Below are 19,767 nucleotides of genomic sequence, written 5' to 3' on the forward strand. Positions count from 1 at the left end.
CGAGAAACAAATACAAGAGGGGCTATGAATTTCTTCCAAGCCATTGTTCTCGGCATCATCCAAGCGCTGACCGAATATCTTCCGGTATCGTCCAGTGCGCATATCCGTATTTTCGGCGATCTGATGCTCGGCTCCGATCCTGGTGCCGCATTCACCGCCATCATCCAAATCGGCACCGAACTTGCCGTGGTGTTGTACTTCCGCCACGACATCATCAATATTCTTTCCCATTGGTTCTCCTGCCTGTTCGGCAAGAACGGCAAGGATATCAAGTCGCGCATGGGACGCGGCGACTATTACGCCACGATGGGATGGAATGTGATCATTGGCTCCATCCCGATCGTCATCATCGGCTTCACGTTGCAGGATATTGTGGAAACCGCGCTGCGTAATCTGTGGATCACGGTGACTGTACTGTTCCTGTTCGGCATTCTGCTGTGGGTGGTGGATGCTCGCGCCCGCCAGTCCAAGACCATGGCGGACATGACCTACCGCGATGCTTTCCTGTTTGGCCTCGGCCAGTCGCTGGCGTTGATTCCTGGCGTCTCCCGTTCCGGCGGCACTATTACCGTGGGACGTGCGCTGGGTTACGAGCGTGAGGCCGCGGTCCGTTTGAGCTTCCTCATGGCCATTCCCGCAGTGCTCGGTTCCGGTTTGCTCGAAGCCGTCAAGGCGGTGAAGAACTATAAGGCGGATGCGTTGTTCCCCGGCTGGGGGCCGACCATCATCGCGATGATTGTTTGCTTTATCCTGGGCTATATTGTGATCATCGGATTCCTGAAGTTCGTGTCGACCTTCTCCTACAAGGCGTTCGCCATCTATCGCATCGGACTGGCCGTTGTAGTGGCCATTCTGCTGCTGCTCGGCGTACTGCCGGCGATCGACCCCTCGGTTGCGGCAGCTGCATAAGCTGACTGCGGATGCCGGCAGGGAAAGCGACTATCGCATAGAAACGGTAATGGGCTTGCTTCTACTAAAGAAGCAAGCCCATTACTGTAGGTGCTGTAAGTGCGCACTGCATTACGGGACAATCACGGTTGCGAGGCAATCACTGGTCCATATTGCGGAGGAAGTCCTCGGCTTCCTTGACCAGCTGTTCAGCCTGCGGCGCGCCCAACGAAGCCTGTGCCGCCGCCTGCTGCTTGAGGTCATAATCATGTTCAAGGTGATTGACGTAGTCGGCAAGCTGATCATTGCACCTGACCAGCACCGAAGCCTGCGCCTTCCAATGGTCGGACTTCGCCGGCAGATCGCCCATATCAAAATCGAAGCCGATGCGTTTGCCCAGTGCTTCAAGTAGGCGCATGGTGCCGGCCGCACATTCGTCACTGCCAAGATACTGCGGAATGGATACCCACATGGACGCGTGGGCGAACCCCTGATCGGCGGCGGCCACGTCGAGCACCGTGGGGATGCCGACCGGCCCGTTGTATTCCTTGTCGCCCTCGCATTGGCAGGTGCCGTCACTCACCGAAAGCGGTAACGGTCGGGTGTGCGGACAGTCGGAGAACATGGAGCCCAAGGTCACGATCTGGTGCACGTCGAGCTCTTCGGCGATGGCGAGACTTTCACTGCAATAGCTGCGCCAGCGGTAATTGGGTTCAGGTGCTATTTGTGCGAACAGCTGATGCGTGTCATCCAAAACGATTTGGTAGAAGGTGGTTTGCGGCCAAATCAGATTGGCGTAACCCGCCGCATGGCAGATCATCGGGCGAGCCACCTGATAGTCGTAGTAGCCATCGCAGCTGATATGCCTGATTTCGCGGGACTCATACCGTCCAACAAGGTAGCGAACAACGTTGGTGGCGGCCTGACAGGCATCATTCCACCCTTCGAAAGCGGCGACCAGCACCGCCTGAGGCATACGCGCTTCTTCACTCATGCTTCTAGAGTAACGTGCGCGAGCCGACCATTTGATGCGCTTTAGCCATCAGCGAGCAGATGCCTGTGTGTAGGCAGTAGGCCGCGTATATATGAGAAGCCCCAGTGCCGAGTGGACTCACTTGTGCAATATGGCGGTATAACGTAGGGAAATACAGGCGACACGCCGCGGCTGGACGAACTACATGCTTGTGAGTATAGTAATCACTCGTGCTTCGGCAAGGCAACTTGCGGAGAGCATCGCGGACATAGCTTAGTTGGTAAAGCGCAACCTTGCCAAGGTTGAGACCGCGGGTTCGAGTCCCGTTGTCCGCTCTAGGTCCGATGAGTTGACAGACCTTACGGTGGGTTAGCCAAGCGGTTAGGCAGCGGCCTGCAAAGCCGTATAGACGAGTTCGACTCTCGTACCCACCTCGGACGGCAGCAAAGATGATTTGGTGCCAACACAGCAGGCCCGGGCGGTTGGCGCAGTGGTAGCGCACTTCCCTGACACGGAAGGGGTCACAAGTTCGAATCTTGTATCGCCCACGGATGAAGTAATTCATCGTGATAATTGAATACCGAATGATTTCGGGCGATTGGCGCAGCGGCTAGCGCACTTCGTTCACACCGAAGGGGTCGTAGGTTCGATTCCTACATCGCCCACTGAATCTTGCTTCTCACGGCAGGATTCTTTGCGGACATAGCTTAGTTGGTAAAGCGCAACCTTGCCAAGGTTGAGACCGCGGGTTCGAGTCCCGTTGTCCGCTCCAGTAAAGCCTCACCACAGCGGTGAGGCTTTTTCGTTACCGCACTTGTTGCATCACTTGTATCCGTCCCACAATGGCGAAGGGAACAGCGTCTTTTCGCATTCGCTCCACATCTCACGTAAGCTGGAGTTCGGTTCCCTCAGCCAGCGTAACTGCACGCCGTCCATGGCGCAATGGCATGCGTGAATGGTTGAGATAAGATCCACGCCGTCTGGCAGCAGCCATTCGACGCCAGCGTCGCCGGCGGTGGTTGTGGCTTCTCTGCGACTGAAGTAATCGTGCGCGGGATGGGCTGGGTTCAGGCTTTCCACAGACAACATCGCAAACATGCGCACATAATTGGGCCGTGACTCGTTGATCGCGGCATTGAGTCGGAAGTAGTCGGGGAGTAGGGGAGGATGTGCTCGCCGTTCCTCTTGGCTCATGGCGTTCAATCGATCCTGATAATCCAGAAGCTCCTGTGGGCGGTCATAACGCTGTTCGATGAGCATGCTCATCAGTGTCTGTTTGTTTTTGATGTAGTACAGCAGATTTTGTTTGCTCATGCCGGTGGCTTCGCCTATGCGCTCAAGCGAAGTGCCGTAATACCCGTATGCGCCGATGAGCTCTGTTGCCGCATTGAGTATGGAGTCGATTTTCTCGTTGCGTTTGGTCATGGTCAAGTCGTACTCCCGATTGTGCTGTATCGAATTCTGTAGTGCTTCTGCCTGCTCGGCACTGTTTCCCATCATACATTTTTGACCTTCTGGTAAACACGCCGATATTGCATTTTTTTACCGTTCGGTATATCTTTTACCTAACGGTAAGTTTTTACCGTACGGTAAAACCGATGGGCCGTGTTTCGCGTCGCAAAGGAGGGCGCATCATCATGACGAAAGCAACCGAGCCGCAAGAACCAAGAGATGTGGCACATGCCAGAGCGCACAACATTCAGGAGACAAGCGAGGCGATGCCGGAACCGGGCATGACAATGCTGCAGCGCATCCGTTTCCTTATAGGCTTCCTGTTGTGCGGGATACTCTGGTATGCACCATTCGCGGCCGTTATCGGCATTCTGTTACCACAGCGTTTCCTTGACGATGGGGTGGCGGATCCCACTGCATTGGTTGCGCAGCTCAACTCGATCGGTGCATTCGTGGCGTTGTTCGCCAACCTTCTGTGGGGCACTTTATCTGACCGCTCCCGTTCCCGCTTTGGCAGACGCACTCCCTTCATCGTAGTGGGCGCCGTCTTGGCCGGCCTGTTCCTGTGGCTGACTTCCGTAGTGAACGGCGCTCTGCTGATTATTCTCTGTTGGTGCGGGGCCCAGCTGTTCCTCAATATGCTGTTGGCGCCGTTCTTCGCAGTGCTGTCCGATCGCATACCGGAAAACAACCGTGCCAGTATGTCCGCCATCTACGGCCTTGGTGTCACCATCGGACAATCCATTGGCCAAATTCTCAGCGCCGCGCTGCTCACCAATGTGGCGTTCGGCATCCTGCTGGCCAGCGTCTGTCTGGCGATTTGCGGCTTGCTTACCGTAATCGTCTGGCCGAAGGAGCCGTCTGCCGCGAGTCTGCCGGCAGCTCAACGGGGGCAGGGTGTCGTCTCGGTGATCAGGGCGTTCACGCCGCCGACCAAGAATTGTCGTGATTTTTACCTTGCCTTGTTCGGCAGGCTGCTAATCACGATCTCGATCTACATGATCGTCAACTATCAGCTGTATATATTCCGCGAGTACATCGGATTGGATACCGCCCGGGCCAGCGCCTCTCTTTCGGTGGCCGCAATAATCATCATGGTCGCATCGCTGGTCGCATCGGCGATCGCCGGTCCGCTCTCCGACTTCCTGCACCGTCGCAAGCCTCTTGTGATCGCATGTGCGTTGATCATTGCGTTCGGATTCCTGATCCCCGCGATGATTCCCAGCGTATGGGGCATGTATGTGTGGGCCGCATTCCACGGGTTCGGCGTCGGCGTCTACAACGCATGCGACCAGGCATTGAACGTCGACGTGCTACCGAACAAGGAGGAAGCCGGCAAGGATCTCGGCATTCTGAATCTGTCCAACACCGTTGGGCAAATGATCGGACCGGTCGCCACGTCGATCATCGTCATCGCTTTCGGTAGTTATCGTCTGGCCTTCCTCATCGGCGCGATCGTCCTTGCGTGTTCGTGCGTGTTCATCGGACTTATTCGCAAGGCCAAGTAGCGCCGGCGGCACTTGCCGACTCTCGGGCTCCGCACTATCGACACATTATTCAATTTCAATTTCACAGGTTTCCGTTAGGAGAACGATTATGACCAACATCCACGACCTCACGCTCGAGGACAAAGCCGCACTCACTTCAGGTGCGGACGCCTGGCATCTTCAGGGGATTCCGGACAAAGACATTCCCGGATATATGATCACCGATGGGCCGCACGGCCTACGCAAGATGCGCGACGGCGGCCAATACTACGACACCGTGCCTGCCACCTGCTTCCCGCCGGCTGCCGGTCTGGCCAACGCATGGAACCCCGAATTGGCACGCCGGGTCGGCGTCGCTATGGGTGAGGAGTGCGTGCAGGAGAAGGTCGCCGTCATTCTGGGTCCGGGAATCAACATCAAACGCAACCCCCTCGGAGGCCGCTGTTTCGAATACTGGTCCGAAGACCCATGTCTGGCAGCTCATCAGGCCGCAGCGCTCGTCGAAGGCGTGCAATCACAGGGCGTAGGCACCTCATTGAAGCACTTCGCCGCTAATAATCAGGAAACCGACCGTATGCGCGTCTCGGTGCGTGTCAGCGAACGGGCGCTCCGGGAAATTTACCTTTCCGCATTCGAATACGTCGTCAAACATGCCGATCCCTGGACGATCATGTGCTCTTACAACCGTATCAACGATATGTACTCGTCGGAGAATACGTGGCTGCTCACCGACGTGTTGCGTAACGAATGGGGGTATCGGGGTCTGGTGATGAGTGATTGGGGAGCGGTGCACAACCGTGTTGCCTCGATCAAGGCCGGTCTAAACTTGGAAATGCCGCCATCCGACACCGATGAGGATGTGGCGATCGCCGTACGCGATGGACTGCTGAATGAGACGCAGCTCGACAATATGGCGAACGGCGTGCTGTCTTTGCTTGATAAAGTTCGTCCGGCGATGGAGCGTGAAGGATTCGTCTATGATGCCGCCGCGCATAATCGGCTCGCACGATGCGCGGCTCAGGAATCCATTGTGTTGTTGAAAAACGAGAACGGGATTCTGCCATTGTCCGCGGACGACCATATCGCGGTCATCGGCGAATTCGCGCGTACGCCACGCTACCAAGGTGGTGGCTCGTCGCATATCACGCCGACCCGGTTGACATCATTCCTTGACGCTCTGCATGGCCGTGACATCAATGCTGTTTTTGCTTCCGGGTTCACGCTCGATGACAGCCCTCAGTTGCCATCGATGACGCGGGAAGCGGTGGACGCCGCCCGTGGGGCCGACAAAGTCCTGTTGTTCCTGGGCCTGCCTGAGTTCGCGGAATCCGAGGGGTACGATCGCACCACACTTGATCTGCCTTCCAAGCAGATTGACGTATTGCATGCGGTACGCAAGGTGAATCCGAATATCGTGGTCGTGTTGTCCAATGGCTCGGTCGTATCCGTCGCCGATTGGCAAGACGAGACCAGTGGATTGTTGGAGTCCTGGCTTCTCGGTCAGGCAGGTGGCGAAGCGACAGCCGATGTGCTGTATGGAGACGTCGATGCCACGGGACGTTTGGCCCAGACCATTCCGATGAGTCTCGAAAACGACCCTTCGATGATGAACTTTCCAGGCAGCGAAGGCAATGTTGATTATGGTGAAGGCGTATTCGTGGGTTATCGGCATTATGATACCCAGCATGTGCCGGTGGCCTATCCGTTCGGATACGGGCTCAGCTACACCACATTCGCCGTCGAGGACATGCAGGTCGACGTCACTGGGAGAACCTCAGCGACGGTTCGCGCTTCAGTGACCAATACCGGCAAGCGTGGGGGATCGCAGACGATACAGCTGTATATAGCGCCACGGCACGAGTCCGCGGCTGCAAGACCCGTTCATGAGCTTAAAGCGTTCGCCAAGGTCGAATTGGATCCGGGGGAGAGCACGACCGTTCGTTTCGAGCTAGGCGAACGTGATTTTTCCTACTGGTCCGAACGCCATGCGGATTGGCATGCGGAAGCGGGAGCATACCGGATCGAACTGGGCTTTTCTTCGCGGGATGTCGTAGCATCGACGTCGATCTCCATCGAAGGCGACGGCAAATCAATGCCGTTGAGCGATATGTCGAACATGGGCGAATGGATGGAAGATCCCATCGGGCGTGATGTATTCATGCGTCAGGTCTCCCGATTCGAGGCTGCAGGTGTGACCGTGTTCCCGCAGGATGAGGTCAACAGGATCTTCTTCAGAGCGGCCCCGCTCAATAGCATCACTTCGTTCATGGGGCCGCAGGGTCGTCGGCTGCGCGAACGGGTGTTGGCTGAGTATGCGAACGTCTCGCAGGCATCGGCCGACTGAGCGCAGGGGCAATGATGGTTTCCGATATCGAGGTTGCAAGGAGTTGAGTTGAATGGGCGTTGGTGAGATGTTCGGTTCCGAATTCCTCGGAACCGTGATGATGATCGCCATCGGCGTCATGGTGTGCGGCAGCCGCTCGTTGCCCAAGACCGGCGCATACCGAAATGACTGGATTAATGTATCACTCGGCTGGGGATTGGCCGTGTTCGTTGGCGTGTATGTGGCTTGGCCTACCGGAGCCCATCTGAACCCGGCCGTCACCTTGGCGCGCGTAATCCAACATTGGTCCGATTCCTCCGTGACATTGAACGGCATATCGGTCCACGATGGCGGCATCGCAGTGACGATGGGGAATGTGGCCATTTACTTGACCGCGCAGTTTCTTGGCGCCTTCGTCGGAGCCTGTGTGGGATTCATGGCGATGCGCAGGCACTTCGCCGAGCCGGCGAATCCTGATGTCACGTTGACCGTGTTCTGCACCAAACCAGCGGTGGCGTCACCGCTCTGGAACGTCGTTACCGAATCGATCGGAACGGCGATACTGGTCATCTGGATAACAGTCAACGGCGGCACGCCCACACAAGTCGGGCCGCTCGCCATAGCGATGGTTGTCACGGTGCTGACCATGGCTCTGGGAGGCATATCTGGGGCGGCACTGAACCCAGCGCGAGATTTCTGCCCGAGACTCGCATATCAGTTGCTCCCTATTGCCGGGAAAGGCGATGCCGATTGGGGCTATGCTTGGGTGCCGTTCGTCGGTCCGTTAATCGGCTCCGCTTTGGGCGTGTGCATTCCCCTGGCTTTCGGGCTGATGCCCTGAACCGCCAGGCACATGGGTACACGGCTCATGGCGAATGTCGTGAGCCGTTCCTATCGTGTCCACTGTTGATTAACAGTCCAGGCCTGCACATTAGTACCGCGGACCCCGATAGCAAAGGACATATCATGGCGTCAAGCTCCATCTCCATAACGGTCAACGGCGAAGCGAAGGAGGTGGAACCAACCACCACTGGCGTAGAGCTGTTCGCGGAAGACAAGAACATCATCGCAGTGAAGATCAACGGCGAAAACCGTGACCTCTACACTCCGCTGAACGACGGCGACTCCGTAATGCCGATCGCACTCGATTCCGAAGACGGTCTTGCCATCATGCGCCACTCGGCCACCCACGTCATGGCCCAGGCCGTGCAGGAAATCTACCCGAACGCCAAGCTCGGCGTCGGCCCGGTCATCAAGGATGGCTTCTACTACGACTTCCAGGTCGACAAGCCCTTCACCCCGGAAGATCTCAAGGACATCGAAAAACGCATGCAGCGCATCATCAAGTCCTCCCAGTCCTTCCGCCGCCGCTCCGTGACCGAAGAAGAGGCGCTGAACGAAGAGGCCGACCAGCCGTTCAAGATCGAGCTCATCAAGGATAAGGAAGCTCATCTGGACCCGGCCGCAGCCACCGAGATTTCCGAGAAGGAACTGAGCTTCTACGACAACGTGGACCGTGACGGCAATGTGGTCTGGAAGGATCTGTGCCGCGGCCCGCACCTGCCGAACACCCGCTACATCAAGGCGTTCAAGATCGAACGTTCCGCAGCCGCCTACTGGCGTGGCTCCGAGAAGAACCCGACCATGCAGCGCATCTACGGCACCGCATGGGCTACCAAGGAAGACCTGAAGGCCTACCAGACCCGTCTGGAAGAGGCCGCCAAGCGCGATCACCGCAAGCTCGGTGCCGAGATGGATCTGTTCTCCTTCCCGGATGAGATCGGCCCGGGTCTGGCCGTGTTCCACCCGAAGGGTGCCGCCGTGATCAACGCGATGGAAGATTACTCCCGCGAGATGCACCGCAAGTACCACTACAGCTTCGTGCAGACCCCGCACATCACCAAGGGCGGCCTGTACGAGACCTCCGGCCACCTGCACTGGTACAAGGACGGCATGTACCCGCCGATGCACCTCGATGAGGAATATGACGCGGAAGGCAATGTGACCAAGCCGGGCGCCGACTACTACCTGAAGCCGATGAACTGCCCGATGCACAACCTGATCTTCAAGTCCCGCCAGCGCTCTTACCGTGAGCTGCCGCTGCGACTGTTCGAGTTCGGTACCGTGTACCGTTACGAGAAGTCCGGTGAGGTGCATGGCCTGACCCGCGTGCGCGGCTTGACTCAGGATGATTCCCACATCTACTGCACCCGCGAGCAGATGAAGGACGAGCTGACCAACCTCTTGACCTTCGTGCTCAAGGTGCTGCGCGACTTCGGCCTGTCCGACTTCTACCTGGAGCTCTCCACCAAGGATCCGGATAAGTACGTCGGCTCCGATGAAATCTGGGAGGAGGCCACCAACACCCTGCGTGAGGTCGCCGAGGCATCCCACCTCGACCTCGTGGCCGATCCGGGTGGCGCCGCCTTCTACGGCCCGAAGATCTCCGTGCAGGCCCGTGACGCCATCGGCCGCACCTGGCAGGTCTCGACCATTCAGCTTGACTTCAACCTGCCTGAGCGCTTCAAGCTGGAGTACATCGCCAAGGATGGCACCCACCAGCGTCCGGTGATGATTCACCGCGCACTGTTCGGCTCCATCGAGCGTTTCTTCGCCGTGCTGCTCGAGCACTACGCGGGCGCATTCCCGGCGTGGCTGGCTCCGGTGCAGGTGCTTGGCGTTCCGGTCGCCGACGAGTTCGCCCCTCATCTTGCCGAGTTCGTCAAGTCGCTGGAAGAGGACATGGTCCGCTGCGAGATCGACTACTCCGACGACCGCTTCGGCAAGAAGATTCGCAACGCATCCAAGTCCAAGGTGCCGTTCATCCTCATCGTTGGTGAGGAAGACATGAACAACAACGCCGTGAGCTTCCGCTTCCGTGACGGTAGCCAGCTCAATGGCGTGCCGGTCGATCAGGCTCGCGAGCAGATCTTCACCGTGATCAAGAAGCGCGTGCAGGTCAACTCCGCCGACGACTTCAAGGCAGCCGTCGAAGACTGATCTGCCCAAATTGCAGTCACTGCATAAGGCCGGTAATCGGCTATGTCTGATTACCGGCCTACAATCATTCCGTTTGACATCATTCGTTTAATCGCTAGGAGCACCAATGTCAGGTCATTCCAAGTGGGCGACCACCAAGCACAAGAAGGCCGCTATCGACGCTAAGCGCGGCAAGCTCTTCGCCAAGCTCATCAAGAACATCGAAATCGCCGCTCGTCTCGGCGGCGGTGACCCGGACGGCAACCCGTCCCTGTACGATGCCATCTACAAGGCCAAGAAGGCCTCCATGCCGGCCGACAACATCGCCCGCGCCGTCAAGCGTGGTTCCGGTGCTGAAGACGGTGCCGCAAACTACGAGGACATCGTGTACGAGGGCTACGCTCCTGCCGGCGTTGGTCTGATCATCGAATGCCTTACCGATAACCGTAACCGTGCCGCCGCTGAAGTCCGTTCCACCCTGACCAAGGGCAACGGCTCCTTGGCCACCTCCGGTTCCGTGTCCTTCAACTTCGAGCGTAAGGGCCAGATTGTGGTGCCGTCCGAGGGCGTGGACTACGACAAGCTCTTCGAGACCGCCGCTGAGGCTGGCGCCGAAGACGTGACCGACGACGGCGAGGTCTTCACCGTGATCACCGGTCCGTCCGATCTGTTCACCGTGCGTAAGGCCCTGCAGGATGCCGGCTTCGACTACGACTCCGCCGATCAGGTCATGCAGCCGAAGAACGAGGTCGAGCTGAGCCTTGAGGATGCCCGCAAGGTGTCCAAGCTCATCGACAACCTTGACGATCTGGACGATGTGCAGAACATCTACTCCAACTGGACCGCTTCCGATGAGGTCATGGCCCAGCTTGACGAGGAGTAATCCCCAGTGATCATTCTTGGCGTCGATCCCGGGCTTACACGCTGCGGGGTCGGCGTGATCGAAGCCGGCGAACATCGCCGGCTTTCGTTTATTCACGTCGACGTGGTGCGTTCTTCCCCGGATATCTCCCAGGACTTGCGTCTGCTCGCCATCTACAATGGCTTGGCGGAGAAAATGGATCGATTCGCGCCGGATAGCGTGTCCATCGAACGCGTGTTCGCCCAATCCAATCGCAATACCGTGCTTGGTACGGCACAGGCGGCGGGACTGGCCATGCTCGCCGCAGCGCAGCGCAATATTCCCGTGGCGCTTCATACGCCGACCGAGGCGAAGCTCGCCATCACCGGCAACGGACAGGCGCAGAAGATCCAAGTCGAACGTATGGTGACGCGTATTCTCAATCTGACGAAAATGCCCACGCCCGCCGACGCCGCCGATGCGTTGGCGTTGGCCATATGCCATGCGTTGAGGCCGGCCGGTGCCCTGCAAGGCGGGGAGAGGGAGCAGCATCTGACCCCCGCGCAACGCCAATGGGCCGAAGCGGCACAGCACATGGCGCGGCGACGCATGAACCACGACCGTGGCATGTAGTATACTTCGAACAGTTGTTCGATTACTGTGGTGTGCGGCGTTTACCCGTGCACACCACAGGCTGTGAAAGGGACGCAGATGATAGGTATGCTCACCGGGCGCGTTGAATCGGTGGAATCCGATTCCGTGCTCATCGATGTTGGGGGAGTGGGATACGAGGTCCGCATGTCCACTTCGGATCTCGGCCGACTGCACGCTGGGGAAGACACTCGCGTGTATACGTATATGAATATCTCCCAGGATGCCGTCACCTTGCATGGTTTTCTTGACCGTGACGCCAAGAAGACGTTCCTGCAACTCATCAAGGTTTCCGGTATCGGGCCGAAGGTGGCGCAATCGTTGCTGTCCACGTTGACGCCGATCCAGTTGGCTCATGCCATCGCGGACAATGATGCAACCGCTCTCGCCAAAGCTCCAGGGCTCGGCAAGAAAGGCGCGCAGAAAATCATCCTCGAACTGAAAGGCTCGATTGATCTGGGGCAGATCGAGCAGCCTGACGCAAAGGCGCAGACGACGGCGAAACAGCCCATCGATGCCGGTATGGAACAGGTCGTGGAAGGCCTGATTTCCTTGGGCTGGCGGCAGCAGGACGCCCAGCAGGCGGTGAAGGAAGCCATCGCCGAAAACGACATCAATACGCCGCTGGCCGCGGAAGACGTGCCACGCGTATTGCGTTTCGCCCTCGCACTCATGGATAGGGGACGCTAATGAACGAGTCACTTGATTTCGGCACCTCCAATACGGGGGCTAATGAGGAGTCCCTGCGCATGGTCTCCTCGCAGCCCATCGGCAATGAGCCGGTCAGCGACGAGGAGCTGCGCCCGCACGTATTGGATGGTTTCATCGGCCAGCCACGGCTCAAAGCCCAGCTGCAATTGTTCCTGGATGCGGCGCGCAAGCGCGACGTGCCGCCAGATCATATTCTGCTCGCCGGTCCTCCGGGACTTGGCAAGACGACGTTGGCCATGATTGTGGCCAACGAACTGGAAGTGCCGATTCGCGTCACCTCCGGCCCGGCCGTCCAGCACGCCGGTGATCTGGCTTCCATTTTGAGCTCGCTGGACACCGGCGAAGTGCTGTTCATTGATGAGATTCACCGTCTGCCTCGCGCCGCCGAAGAATTGCTCTACATTGCCATGGAGGATTTCCGTGTGGATGTGATGGTCGGCAAAGGCCCGGGTGCCAGCTCGATTCCGTTGACTCTGCCGCGATTCACGGTCATCGGCGCCACCACGCGTGAGGGCATGCTGCCCAGCCCGTTGCGAGCCCGTTTCGGTTTCACCGCGCATTTGGATTTCTATCCGCATGAGGAACTGGAGAAGCTGATCGAACGTTCCGCCAACGTTTTGGGCGTGAACCTTGATGAAGGGTCGGCGCATGAATTGGCGTTGCGTTCCCGTGGCACGCCGCGTATCGCCAACCGACTGTTGCGCCGCGTGCGCGATTGGGCGATCGTCCATGACCTGATTGTGGTACGCCCCGCGGATGTCAAGGAAGCGTTGGCGCTCTATCAAATCGATTCCGAAGGATTGGACCGTTTGGATATCGCCGTGCTCAACGCCATTGTGCGCAACTTCAATGGCGGGCCGGTAGGCCTGAACAATCTGGCGGCCATGGTGGGCGAGGAGTCCGAAACCGTGGAAACCGTGTGCGAGCCGTATCTGGTGCGCGAAGGCTTCCTGGTCCGCACGCCGAAAGGCCGTGTGGCCACCGAAAAGGCATGGCAGCATCTGGGGTTGACGCCTACGGATGATGTCAGCAAGCTCTTCTAAACTTTAGCCTGTTTGCATAATCCGGTTATGTGTCAATACGCGCCATAGCCGTTTCTCTAAAGGAGTTTTTGTGGATTCTTCATACGCAATGCTTATCGTGATGGTCGTGGTGATCGGCGGCATGATGTGGTGGCAGTCCAAGAAGGCCAAGCAGCAGCAGGCCGAGAAGCAGGATTTCCGGCGTAACCTGCAGCCGGGCACCGAGGTCATCACCATCGGTCAGATCATCGGCAAGGTCGTGGAAGTCGATGAGCAGTACGAGGAGATCGTTATCGACTCCGAGGGATCCAAGCTGCGTTTCTCGTTCAACGGCATCGCCCGCGAGTACACTCGTCCGGCCTACGTGTCCGATGATGAGGTGGATGAGAACGGCAACCCGCTGCCGGACACCGATCAGGCTCAGGATGCTCCCACCAACGACGAGCCCGGCCAGGAGCCCATCGAAACCACCGTGGTTGACGACGCGAACAACACGGACGAAACCAAGAACAGCGACGAAACGAAGTAATCTCGTAGTTGATTCCAAAGCCCACACGACCGTAAACGATCTTAGGATTCTGAAGACAACAGAGGCGATAAACTATGGCACAGTCGGACATCACCATCGAAGCACTGAGCACCGTCGGCCAAGAGGATGCCGAGTATCTGGTATCCCTGGTGCGTTCCGTACCCGGATTCCCGAAGGAAGGCATTATCTTCCGTGATTTCATGCCGGTTATCGCCGATCCGCGCGGCTTGAAGATTCTGTTGAAGGCCCTTGAACTGGCCCTGCCGGTCAAGCCTGAGGAATTCGATGCCATCGCCGGTCTGGAGTCCCGTGGATTCCTGTTCGGCCCGGCCCTCGCCGAGCATTTCGGAAAGGGCTTCATCGCCGTGCGCAAGGCCGGCAAGCTGCCTCCAGAAACCATCGGCGAGTCCTACGATCTGGAATACGGCACCGCAAGCGTGGAAATCGAAACCGAAGCCGTGTCCAAGGGCGAGCGTGTGCTCATCGTTGACGATCTGATCGCCACCGGCGGCACCGCCAAGGCAGCCGCCGATCTTATCGAGAAGGCGGGTGGCACAGTGGCTGGCTTCAGCTTCGTGATGAAGCTGAACGGTTTGCCCGGCATCGAAAAGCTTGGTGATGTTCCGGTCAGCTCGCTGATTTCCATGCCAGCCTGAGCGCCATCGGCATAGCCTGAGCGTCAAGCCGTCTCACTTAGTAATTCCACGTTTTATTATCCGGCATGTACCATGTACAGTTACATGCCGGATTATTCATTTCAGCAGGGAAGGATCCATGGACCTTTACGAATACCAAGCACGAGAGCTGCTTGAGGAACAGGACATCCCCACCCCGGGTGCCATTTTCGCCCAGAATTCCCACGAGGTCGCAGAAGCCGCCGATAAAATCGGCTACCCCTGCGTCATCAAGGCACAGGTGAAGATTGGCCACCGTGGTCAGGCGGGCGGCGTGAAGATCGCGCACAACCGCGACGAAGCCATCCTCGAATCGGAGAGCATTCTGCCGATGACCATCCACGGACACAAGGTGTCCGGTGTGCTGGTGGCCGAGGCCAAGAACATCATCCATGAATACTATGTGTCCATCTCCGTGGATCGCACTTCCCGAGACTTCGACGTGCTCGCAACTGCCAACGGTGGCACCGAAGTCGAAGAGATCGCCAAGGAGCATCCGGAATCGGTCAAGCGCCTGCACATCGAGGCATTGGGCGATTTCGATCTTGAAGCCGCCACCAAAATGGCCGAAAGCATCGGCTTCTACCACGCCGACGTGGATCAGGCCGCACAGATTCTGCTGAAGATGTGGCGCTGCTTCAAGGAGAACGACGCCACACTGGTGGAAATCAACCCGCTCGCCAAGATCGGTGACCCGGATGATGAGTCCAGCAAGCAACTGTGCGCATTGGACGCCAAGATTTCCTTGGACGACAACGCCGCATTCCGTCACGATGGCTGGACTCGTTTTGAAGATCCGATTATCCCCGACCCGTTCGAGCAGAAGGCCCGCGAGCACGGCCTGCACTATGTGCATCTGCACGGTGAAGTCGGCGTTATTGGCAACGGCGCAGGGCTCGTGATGAGCTCGCTCGATGCCGTCTCCGGCGCGGGCGAGGAGCAGGGCACCGGCATCAAGCCGGCCAACTTCCTGGACATCGGCGGCGGCGCTTCCGCAGCGGTTATGGCCCAGAGCCTTGAGATCGTGCTGTCCGATCCGCAGGTGGAGTCGGTGTTCATCAACGTGTACGGTGGCATCACCTCCTGCGTGGAGGTGGCCAACGGCATTCTCGAAGCCGTCAAGACCTTGGGCAGCTCCAAGCCCATCGTGGTGCGTTTCGACGGCAATGCCGCCGAAGAGGGTCTGCATATCCTCGCCGAGGCCGCTAATCCGATCATCCATGTGGCTGAAACCATGGAGGGCGCTGCCCAGAAGGCCGCACAGCTGGCGGCCGAAGCCACTTCGTCCAAGGAGGTTCGCTGATGCTGTTCATCGAAGACGGCGCTCCCGTTATCGTGCAGGGCATGACCGGTCATCAGGGCATGACTCACACCGCACGCATGCTGAAGGCCGGCACCAACATTGTTGGCGGCGTGAATCCACGCAAGGCCGGCACGTCGGTGACCTTCGCCGCATCCCGCAACGGTGAGGACGCGGACATTCCGGTGTTCGCCACCTGTGCGGAAGCACGTGAAGCCACTGGCGCCAAGGCCAGCGTGGTGTTCGTGCCGCCGCGCTTCGCCAAGAACGCCGTGGTCGAAGCCGTGGAAGCCGGCATCGAACTCATTGTGGTCATCACCGAAGGCATTCCGGTCGCCGATTCCGCATACTTCGTTGAGCTGGCGCTCGAAAAGGGCGTGCGCATCATCGGCCCGAACTGCCCTGGTCTGGTTACCTTGGGCGAACCGGGCGTGAACCTCGGCATCATTCCCGATGGCATTGTTGGCCGTGGCCCGCTGGGTCTGGTCTCCAAGTCCGGTACGCTCACCTACCAGCTGATGGGCGAGCTCTCCGACATCGGCTTCACCGCATGCCTGGGTGCCGGCGGCGACCCGATTGTGGGCACCACGCTGCTCGAAGCATTGGAGGCATTCGAAGCCGACCCCAACACCAAGGCCGTGATGATGATCGGTGAGATCGGTGGATTCGCCGAACAGGAGGCCGCCGCTTGGGCCAAGGAGCATATGACCAAGCCGGTTGTTGCGTATATCGCCGGTTTCACCGCTCCCGAGGGCAAGCAGATGGGTCACGCCGGCGCTATTGTGTCCGGCGGTAAGGGCACTGCTCAAGACAAGAAGAACGCGCTTGAAGCCGCTGGCATTCCGGTGGGCAAGACCCCGGGCCAGGCAGCGCAAATCATGCGCGGTATTCTCGCCGAACGCCATATCATCTGATCGCCTACAGAACGGTCTTTATGAAAACATTGATACGCCAATGGGTGCGGGGGATTGTTGTAGCCCTCGCATCCATGGCAGTATACGCCATCGCTCTCGGCTGCTTCATCTCACTGATGCTGCTGGTCATCTCCATGGAGGAGGGCGGCGACAATCTCACCGGCAGCACAGTGCCGCTGACTCAAGCGATAGTGTTGCTCAGCGAGGGATCCGGATTCGAAACTGATTCGATAACTCTTACGATTGTCCCGCTGCTGCTCACCTTCATGTTGGTTTGGCTGATCGATTCCATCGCGGTACGTCTGAAAGCGGTGGGCATTCAGGAATTCACAGCCGGACTGCTTGCATGGCTTATCATCAACCAGTTGTTCAGGCAATCGTTGAACGGCGGCCTTGTTGATGCGCAGTGGCTCACCCTGTGCAAAGCCGGTCTGATATATGCGCTCGGCTATGCGGTGGCCACGTTGTTCCATACCGATGTGTTATCAACGCTGAACAAACAGCTGCATCGCCTGCTCTCCGATCAATCCGTACGTTGCATCAAGCTCGGCGTTATGCTCGGAGCACTGATTCTTGGACTGTATCTGCTTGCCGGACTGATTACCGTCATCATATGGATCGTGCTCAACCATGATGCGGTAGTCTCCATCTACGAGATGTCCGGCATGGAAAACGGATCACGCGTACTCACCACGATTGCCATGATTATCTGGCTGCCGAATGTGATGATCTGGGCCATCTCCTGGCTGTTCGGCGCGGGCTTCGCCATCGGTGATCTTGCCAATTTCACACTGTGGGTCGGCCAGTCGAACTCGTTGCCAGCCGTTCCCGCGTTCGGTATTTTCCCCGAACCGGTTGCCAGCGATCTATGGCGTACGGTGGCCATGGTCACGCCATTTGCGATTGCCGTTGTCACTGGCCTGCTCGTGCTCTTCCTGCCGCAAGGATTCCGGTACCGGCCTATGAAGGCTCGCGATGCGCGCATTCGCAGTGCAATGATCTTCGATCTGCTGTATCCAGCAGTGGCATTCTCGATCAGCGCCGTACTGGTTTCACTCGGCTCCACATTGCTGTTCGCATTGTCCAATGGTTCGCTCGGCAAGCATCGCCTCGCACATGTAGGCGTTGATGTTATGGTTTCCACACGCACCGTGGGCCATCCCACCGCGCTTGGACTGGCCACGGCATGGCTCGTCGCGTTGATTGGCACAGCGCTTGTTTTTTCGATATTCTGGATAGTTGGAAAAACCAAGTCTTCCAACACCACTGTTCATACGGCTCGCAGCACCGCTTCCAAGCCGCAGTCAGACGTGTCACAATCCCAAGAACCCAAGGAGGAACAAGGATGACAAACACGAACAGGCCGATACGACGGGCACTGGTTTCCGTTTTCCATAAGGAGGGAATCGAAGTACTCGCCGACGCGTTCGTGAAGGCAGGTACCGAAGTCGTGTCCACCGGCTCGACCGCCAAGAAGCTCCAAGAACTCGGCGTCAAGGTCACTGAGGTGTCCGACGTCACCGGTTTCCCCGAATGCCTGGATGGACGCGTCAAGACGCTGCATCCGTACATTCATGCCGGCATTCTGGCTGATATGACCAACCCCGAGCATGCCAAGCAGCTTGAGGAATTCGGCATCAAGCCGTTCGATCTGGTTGTGGTCAACCTCTACCCGTTCGCCGACACCGTGCGCTCCGGCGCCAACGAGGCCGACACCATCGAGAAAATCGACATCGGCGGCCCGTCCATGGTGCGTGGCGCTGCCAAGAACCATGCCACTGTGGCGATCATCACCGATCCGGCCGATTACGCACTGGTGGCCTCCCGTGTGGCCGACGGCACTGGCTTCTCGCTGGAAGAACGCAAGTGGCTTGCTGCCAAGGCATTCGCCCACACTGCCGCCTACGATGCCACGATTAACGAGTGGACCGCCAAGCATTGGCCGAAGCCCGCATCCCTGGACACCGTGGAAGTGGATACGGACGATCAGGGCACTGAAGTCAACTCCCAGAAGTTCCCGGCCCAGTACACCCGCACCTGGGATCGCGCGCATACGCTGCGTTACGGCGAGAACTCCCACCAGCAGGCCGCCCTGTACATCGACCCGCTGAACCAGACCGGTTTCGCCCACGCCGAGCAGCTCGGCGGCAAGCCGATGAGCTACAACAACTACGTGGATGCCGATGCCGCATGGCGCACTGTGTGGGATATGGCTCCCTCCATTGCCGTAGCTGTGGTCAAGCACAACAATCCGTGCGGCCTGGCCATCGGCGCAACCGCTGCCGAAGCACACAAGAAGGCTCATGCCTGCGATCCGATGAGCGCCTACGGTGGCGTGATTGCCTGCAATTCGAAGGTCACTCTTGAAATGGCCGAAAGCGTGCGTCCGATCTTCACTGAGGTGATCGTCGCCCCGGATTATGACGCTGAGGCATTGGAACTGCTGAAGACCAAGAAGAAGAACCTGCGCATCCTGAAGGTCGCGGAACCGCCGAAGGGCCACGAGTCCATCCGTCAGATCGACGGTGGTCTTCTGGTGCAGGATACCGATCTGATCAACGCCACCGGTGATGATCCGGATGCGTGGAAGCTGGTCGCCGGCGAGGCCGCCGATGCGGACACACTCAAGAATCTGGTGTTCGCTTGGCGTGCGATTCGCTGCGTGAAGTCCAACGCTATTCTGCTGGCTCACGATCAGGCCACGGTGGGCATCGGCATGGGCCAGGTCAACCGTGTGGATTCCTGCCATCTTGCCGTTGAGCGTGCCAACACGCTGGCTGATGGTGCCGACCGCGCCACCGGTTCCGTTGCCGCATCCGACGCGTTCTTCCCGTTCGCCGATGGCGCTCAGGTGCTTATCGACGCTGGTGTGAAGGCCATTGTGCAGCCCGGTGGCTCCATCCGTGATGAGGAAGTCATCGAAGCTGCCAAGAAGGCCGGCGTGACCATGTATCTGACCGGTACCCGTCACTTCTTCCACTGATCGGTAGCTGATTCACGATCAGCCGATAATCAATAGGGCT

General features: G+C 58.3%; 17 protein-coding genes and 5 tRNA genes. 20 read left to right on the plus strand and 2 right to left on the minus strand.

Annotation, left to right across the window (positions count from 1 at the left end):
* The first annotated feature begins 24 nt into the window (after window positions 1–24).
* The gene (uppP, locus tag JS530_RS07550) at window positions 25–909 is read left to right on the plus strand and encodes an undecaprenyl-diphosphatase UppP (protein ID WP_214376571.1); all 885 of its coding nucleotides are present in this window, start codon (window positions 25–27) and stop codon (window positions 907–909) included.
* A gap of 139 nt (window positions 910–1,048) precedes the next feature.
* Here uppP and JS530_RS07555 read toward each other — a convergent pair whose 3' ends face one another.
* Entirely contained in the window at window positions 1,049–1,882 is an 834-nt protein-coding gene (locus tag JS530_RS07555) for a PAC2 family protein (protein ID WP_214376572.1), read from the minus strand.
* Window positions 1,883–2,123: 241 nt separating this feature from the next.
* On the opposite strand from JS530_RS07555, the gene JS530_RS07560 reads away from it, so the two are divergent.
* The 5 genes from JS530_RS07560 to JS530_RS07580 all read left to right on the plus strand — a co-directional run bounded on the left by JS530_RS07560 (window position 2,124) and on the right by JS530_RS07580 (window position 2,633).
* A tRNA-Gly gene (locus JS530_RS07560) sits at window positions 2,124–2,196 on the plus strand.
* Between the two features lie 28 nt (window positions 2,197–2,224).
* A tRNA-Cys gene (locus tag JS530_RS07565) sits at window positions 2,225–2,295 on the plus strand.
* A gap of 42 nt (window positions 2,296–2,337) precedes the next feature.
* Window positions 2,338–2,409 (plus strand) — tRNA-Val (locus JS530_RS07570).
* A gap of 44 nt (window positions 2,410–2,453) precedes the next feature.
* Window positions 2,454–2,526 (plus strand) — tRNA-Val (locus JS530_RS07575).
* A 31-nt stretch (window positions 2,527–2,557) separates the two neighbouring features.
* A tRNA-Gly gene (locus JS530_RS07580) sits at window positions 2,558–2,633 on the plus strand.
* 50 nt (window positions 2,634–2,683) lie between these two features.
* Here JS530_RS07580 and JS530_RS07585 read toward each other — a convergent pair.
* Window positions 2,684–3,286, minus strand: coding sequence for a TetR/AcrR family transcriptional regulator (locus JS530_RS07585; protein ID WP_214376573.1), 603 nt, complete (start codon window positions 3,284–3,286; stop codon window positions 2,684–2,686).
* 212 nt (window positions 3,287–3,498) lie between these two features.
* Here JS530_RS07585 and JS530_RS07590 point away from each other — a divergent pair, with 212 nt between their 5' ends.
* The 14 genes from JS530_RS07590 to purH all read left to right on the plus strand — a co-directional run bounded on the left by JS530_RS07590 (window position 3,499) and on the right by purH (window position 19,727).
* Window positions 3,499–4,821, plus strand: a complete 1,323-nt coding sequence (locus tag JS530_RS07590; RefSeq protein ID WP_214376574.1) for an MFS transporter — start codon at window positions 3,499–3,501, stop codon at window positions 4,819–4,821.
* An 88-nt stretch (window positions 4,822–4,909) separates the two neighbouring features.
* Window positions 4,910–7,144: a glycoside hydrolase family 3 C-terminal domain-containing protein gene (locus JS530_RS07595; protein WP_214376575.1), complete on the plus strand. Its 2,235-nt coding sequence runs from the start codon at window positions 4,910–4,912 to the stop codon at window positions 7,142–7,144.
* A 52-nt stretch (window positions 7,145–7,196) separates the two neighbouring features.
* A complete protein-coding gene (locus JS530_RS07600; protein WP_214376576.1) occupies window positions 7,197–7,964 on the plus strand; it encodes an MIP/aquaporin family protein in 768 nt (255 codons plus the stop codon).
* Window positions 7,965–8,089: 125 nt separating this feature from the next.
* Window positions 8,090–10,123 (plus strand): threonine--tRNA ligase, encoded by a 2,034-nt coding sequence (thrS, locus tag JS530_RS07605; protein ID WP_214376577.1) that lies wholly within the window; start codon window positions 8,090–8,092, stop codon window positions 10,121–10,123.
* A 106-nt stretch (window positions 10,124–10,229) separates the two neighbouring features.
* The gene (locus tag JS530_RS07610) at window positions 10,230–10,985 is read left to right on the plus strand and encodes a YebC/PmpR family DNA-binding transcriptional regulator (protein ID WP_214376578.1); all 756 of its coding nucleotides are present in this window, start codon (window positions 10,230–10,232) and stop codon (window positions 10,983–10,985) included.
* Window positions 10,986–10,991: 6 nt separating this feature from the next.
* Window positions 10,992–11,576 (plus strand): crossover junction endodeoxyribonuclease RuvC, encoded by a 585-nt coding sequence (gene ruvC, locus JS530_RS07615; RefSeq protein WP_214376579.1) that lies wholly within the window; start codon window positions 10,992–10,994, stop codon window positions 11,574–11,576.
* A gap of 78 nt (window positions 11,577–11,654) precedes the next feature.
* Window positions 11,655–12,284, plus strand: a complete 630-nt coding sequence (ruvA, locus tag JS530_RS07620) for a Holliday junction branch migration protein RuvA (protein WP_214376580.1) — start codon at window positions 11,655–11,657, stop codon at window positions 12,282–12,284.
* Window positions 12,284–13,348 carry a Holliday junction branch migration DNA helicase RuvB gene (ruvB, locus tag JS530_RS07625; protein WP_214376581.1) on the plus strand — a complete coding sequence of 355 codons (1,065 nt, stop codon included), beginning with the start codon at window positions 12,284–12,286 and terminating at the stop codon, window positions 13,346–13,348. The genes ruvA and ruvB overlap by 1 nt, the downstream gene beginning before the upstream one ends.
* Before the next feature lie 88 nt (window positions 13,349–13,436).
* Window positions 13,437–13,856, plus strand: coding sequence for a preprotein translocase subunit YajC (locus tag JS530_RS07630; RefSeq protein WP_214376644.1), 420 nt, complete (start codon window positions 13,437–13,439; stop codon window positions 13,854–13,856).
* 74 nt (window positions 13,857–13,930) lie between these two features.
* Entirely contained in the window at window positions 13,931–14,512 is a 582-nt protein-coding gene (locus tag JS530_RS07635) for an adenine phosphoribosyltransferase (RefSeq protein WP_214376582.1), read from the plus strand.
* 118 nt (window positions 14,513–14,630) lie between these two features.
* Entirely contained in the window at window positions 14,631–15,833 is a 1,203-nt protein-coding gene (gene sucC / locus JS530_RS07640) for an ADP-forming succinate--CoA ligase subunit beta (protein WP_214376583.1), read from the plus strand.
* Window positions 15,833–16,744, plus strand: a complete 912-nt coding sequence (gene sucD, locus JS530_RS07645) for a succinate--CoA ligase subunit alpha (protein WP_214376584.1) — start codon at window positions 15,833–15,835, stop codon at window positions 16,742–16,744. The genes sucC and sucD overlap by 1 nt, the downstream gene beginning before the upstream one ends.
* Before the next feature lie 74 nt (window positions 16,745–16,818).
* Window positions 16,819–18,093, plus strand: a complete 1,275-nt coding sequence (locus JS530_RS07650; protein WP_240541134.1) for a cell division protein PerM — start codon at window positions 16,819–16,821, stop codon at window positions 18,091–18,093.
* Window positions 18,090–19,727 (plus strand): bifunctional phosphoribosylaminoimidazolecarboxamide formyltransferase/IMP cyclohydrolase, encoded by a 1,638-nt coding sequence (gene purH / locus JS530_RS07655; protein ID WP_240541135.1) that lies wholly within the window; start codon window positions 18,090–18,092, stop codon window positions 19,725–19,727. The genes JS530_RS07650 and purH overlap by 4 nt, the downstream gene beginning before the upstream one ends.
* Window positions 19,728–19,767 lie beyond the last annotated feature (40 nt).

Origin of the sequence: Bifidobacterium colobi, assembly GCF_018555455.1 — a bacterium.
Lineage (GTDB): Bacteria > Actinomycetota > Actinomycetes > Actinomycetales > Bifidobacteriaceae > Bifidobacterium > Bifidobacterium colobi.

Bases quoted from the DNA above. Each gene is read 5' to 3' on its own strand.
- uppP (WP_214376571.1), top strand. From the start codon at position 25: ATGAATTTCTTCCAAGCCATTGTTCTCGGCATCATCCAAGCGCTGACC.
- JS530_RS07555 (WP_214376572.1), bottom strand. From the start codon at position 1,882: ATGAGTGAAGAAGCGCGTATGCCTCAGGCGGTGCTGGTCGCCGCTTTC.
- JS530_RS07585 (WP_214376573.1), bottom strand. From the start codon at position 3,286: ATGACCAAACGCAACGAGAAAATCGACTCCATACTCAATGCGGCAACA.
- JS530_RS07590 (WP_214376574.1), top strand. From the start codon at position 3,499: ATGACGAAAGCAACCGAGCCGCAAGAACCAAGAGATGTGGCACATGCC.
- JS530_RS07595 (WP_214376575.1), top strand. From the start codon at position 4,910: ATGACCAACATCCACGACCTCACGCTCGAGGACAAAGCCGCACTCACT.
- JS530_RS07600 (WP_214376576.1), top strand. From the start codon at position 7,197: ATGGGCGTTGGTGAGATGTTCGGTTCCGAATTCCTCGGAACCGTGATG.
- thrS (WP_214376577.1), top strand. From the start codon at position 8,090: ATGGCGTCAAGCTCCATCTCCATAACGGTCAACGGCGAAGCGAAGGAG.
- JS530_RS07610 (WP_214376578.1), top strand. From the start codon at position 10,230: ATGTCAGGTCATTCCAAGTGGGCGACCACCAAGCACAAGAAGGCCGCT.
- ruvA (WP_214376580.1), top strand. From the start codon at position 11,655: ATGATAGGTATGCTCACCGGGCGCGTTGAATCGGTGGAATCCGATTCC.
- ruvB (WP_214376581.1), top strand. From the start codon at position 12,284: ATGAACGAGTCACTTGATTTCGGCACCTCCAATACGGGGGCTAATGAG.
- JS530_RS07630 (WP_214376644.1), top strand. From the start codon at position 13,437: ATGCTTATCGTGATGGTCGTGGTGATCGGCGGCATGATGTGGTGGCAG.
- JS530_RS07635 (WP_214376582.1), top strand. From the start codon at position 13,931: ATGGCACAGTCGGACATCACCATCGAAGCACTGAGCACCGTCGGCCAA.
- sucC (WP_214376583.1), top strand. From the start codon at position 14,631: ATGGACCTTTACGAATACCAAGCACGAGAGCTGCTTGAGGAACAGGAC.
- sucD (WP_214376584.1), top strand. From the start codon at position 15,833: ATGCTGTTCATCGAAGACGGCGCTCCCGTTATCGTGCAGGGCATGACC.
- JS530_RS07650 (WP_240541134.1), top strand. From the start codon at position 16,819: ATGGCAGTATACGCCATCGCTCTCGGCTGCTTCATCTCACTGATGCTG.
- purH (WP_240541135.1), top strand. From the start codon at position 18,090: ATGACAAACACGAACAGGCCGATACGACGGGCACTGGTTTCCGTTTTC.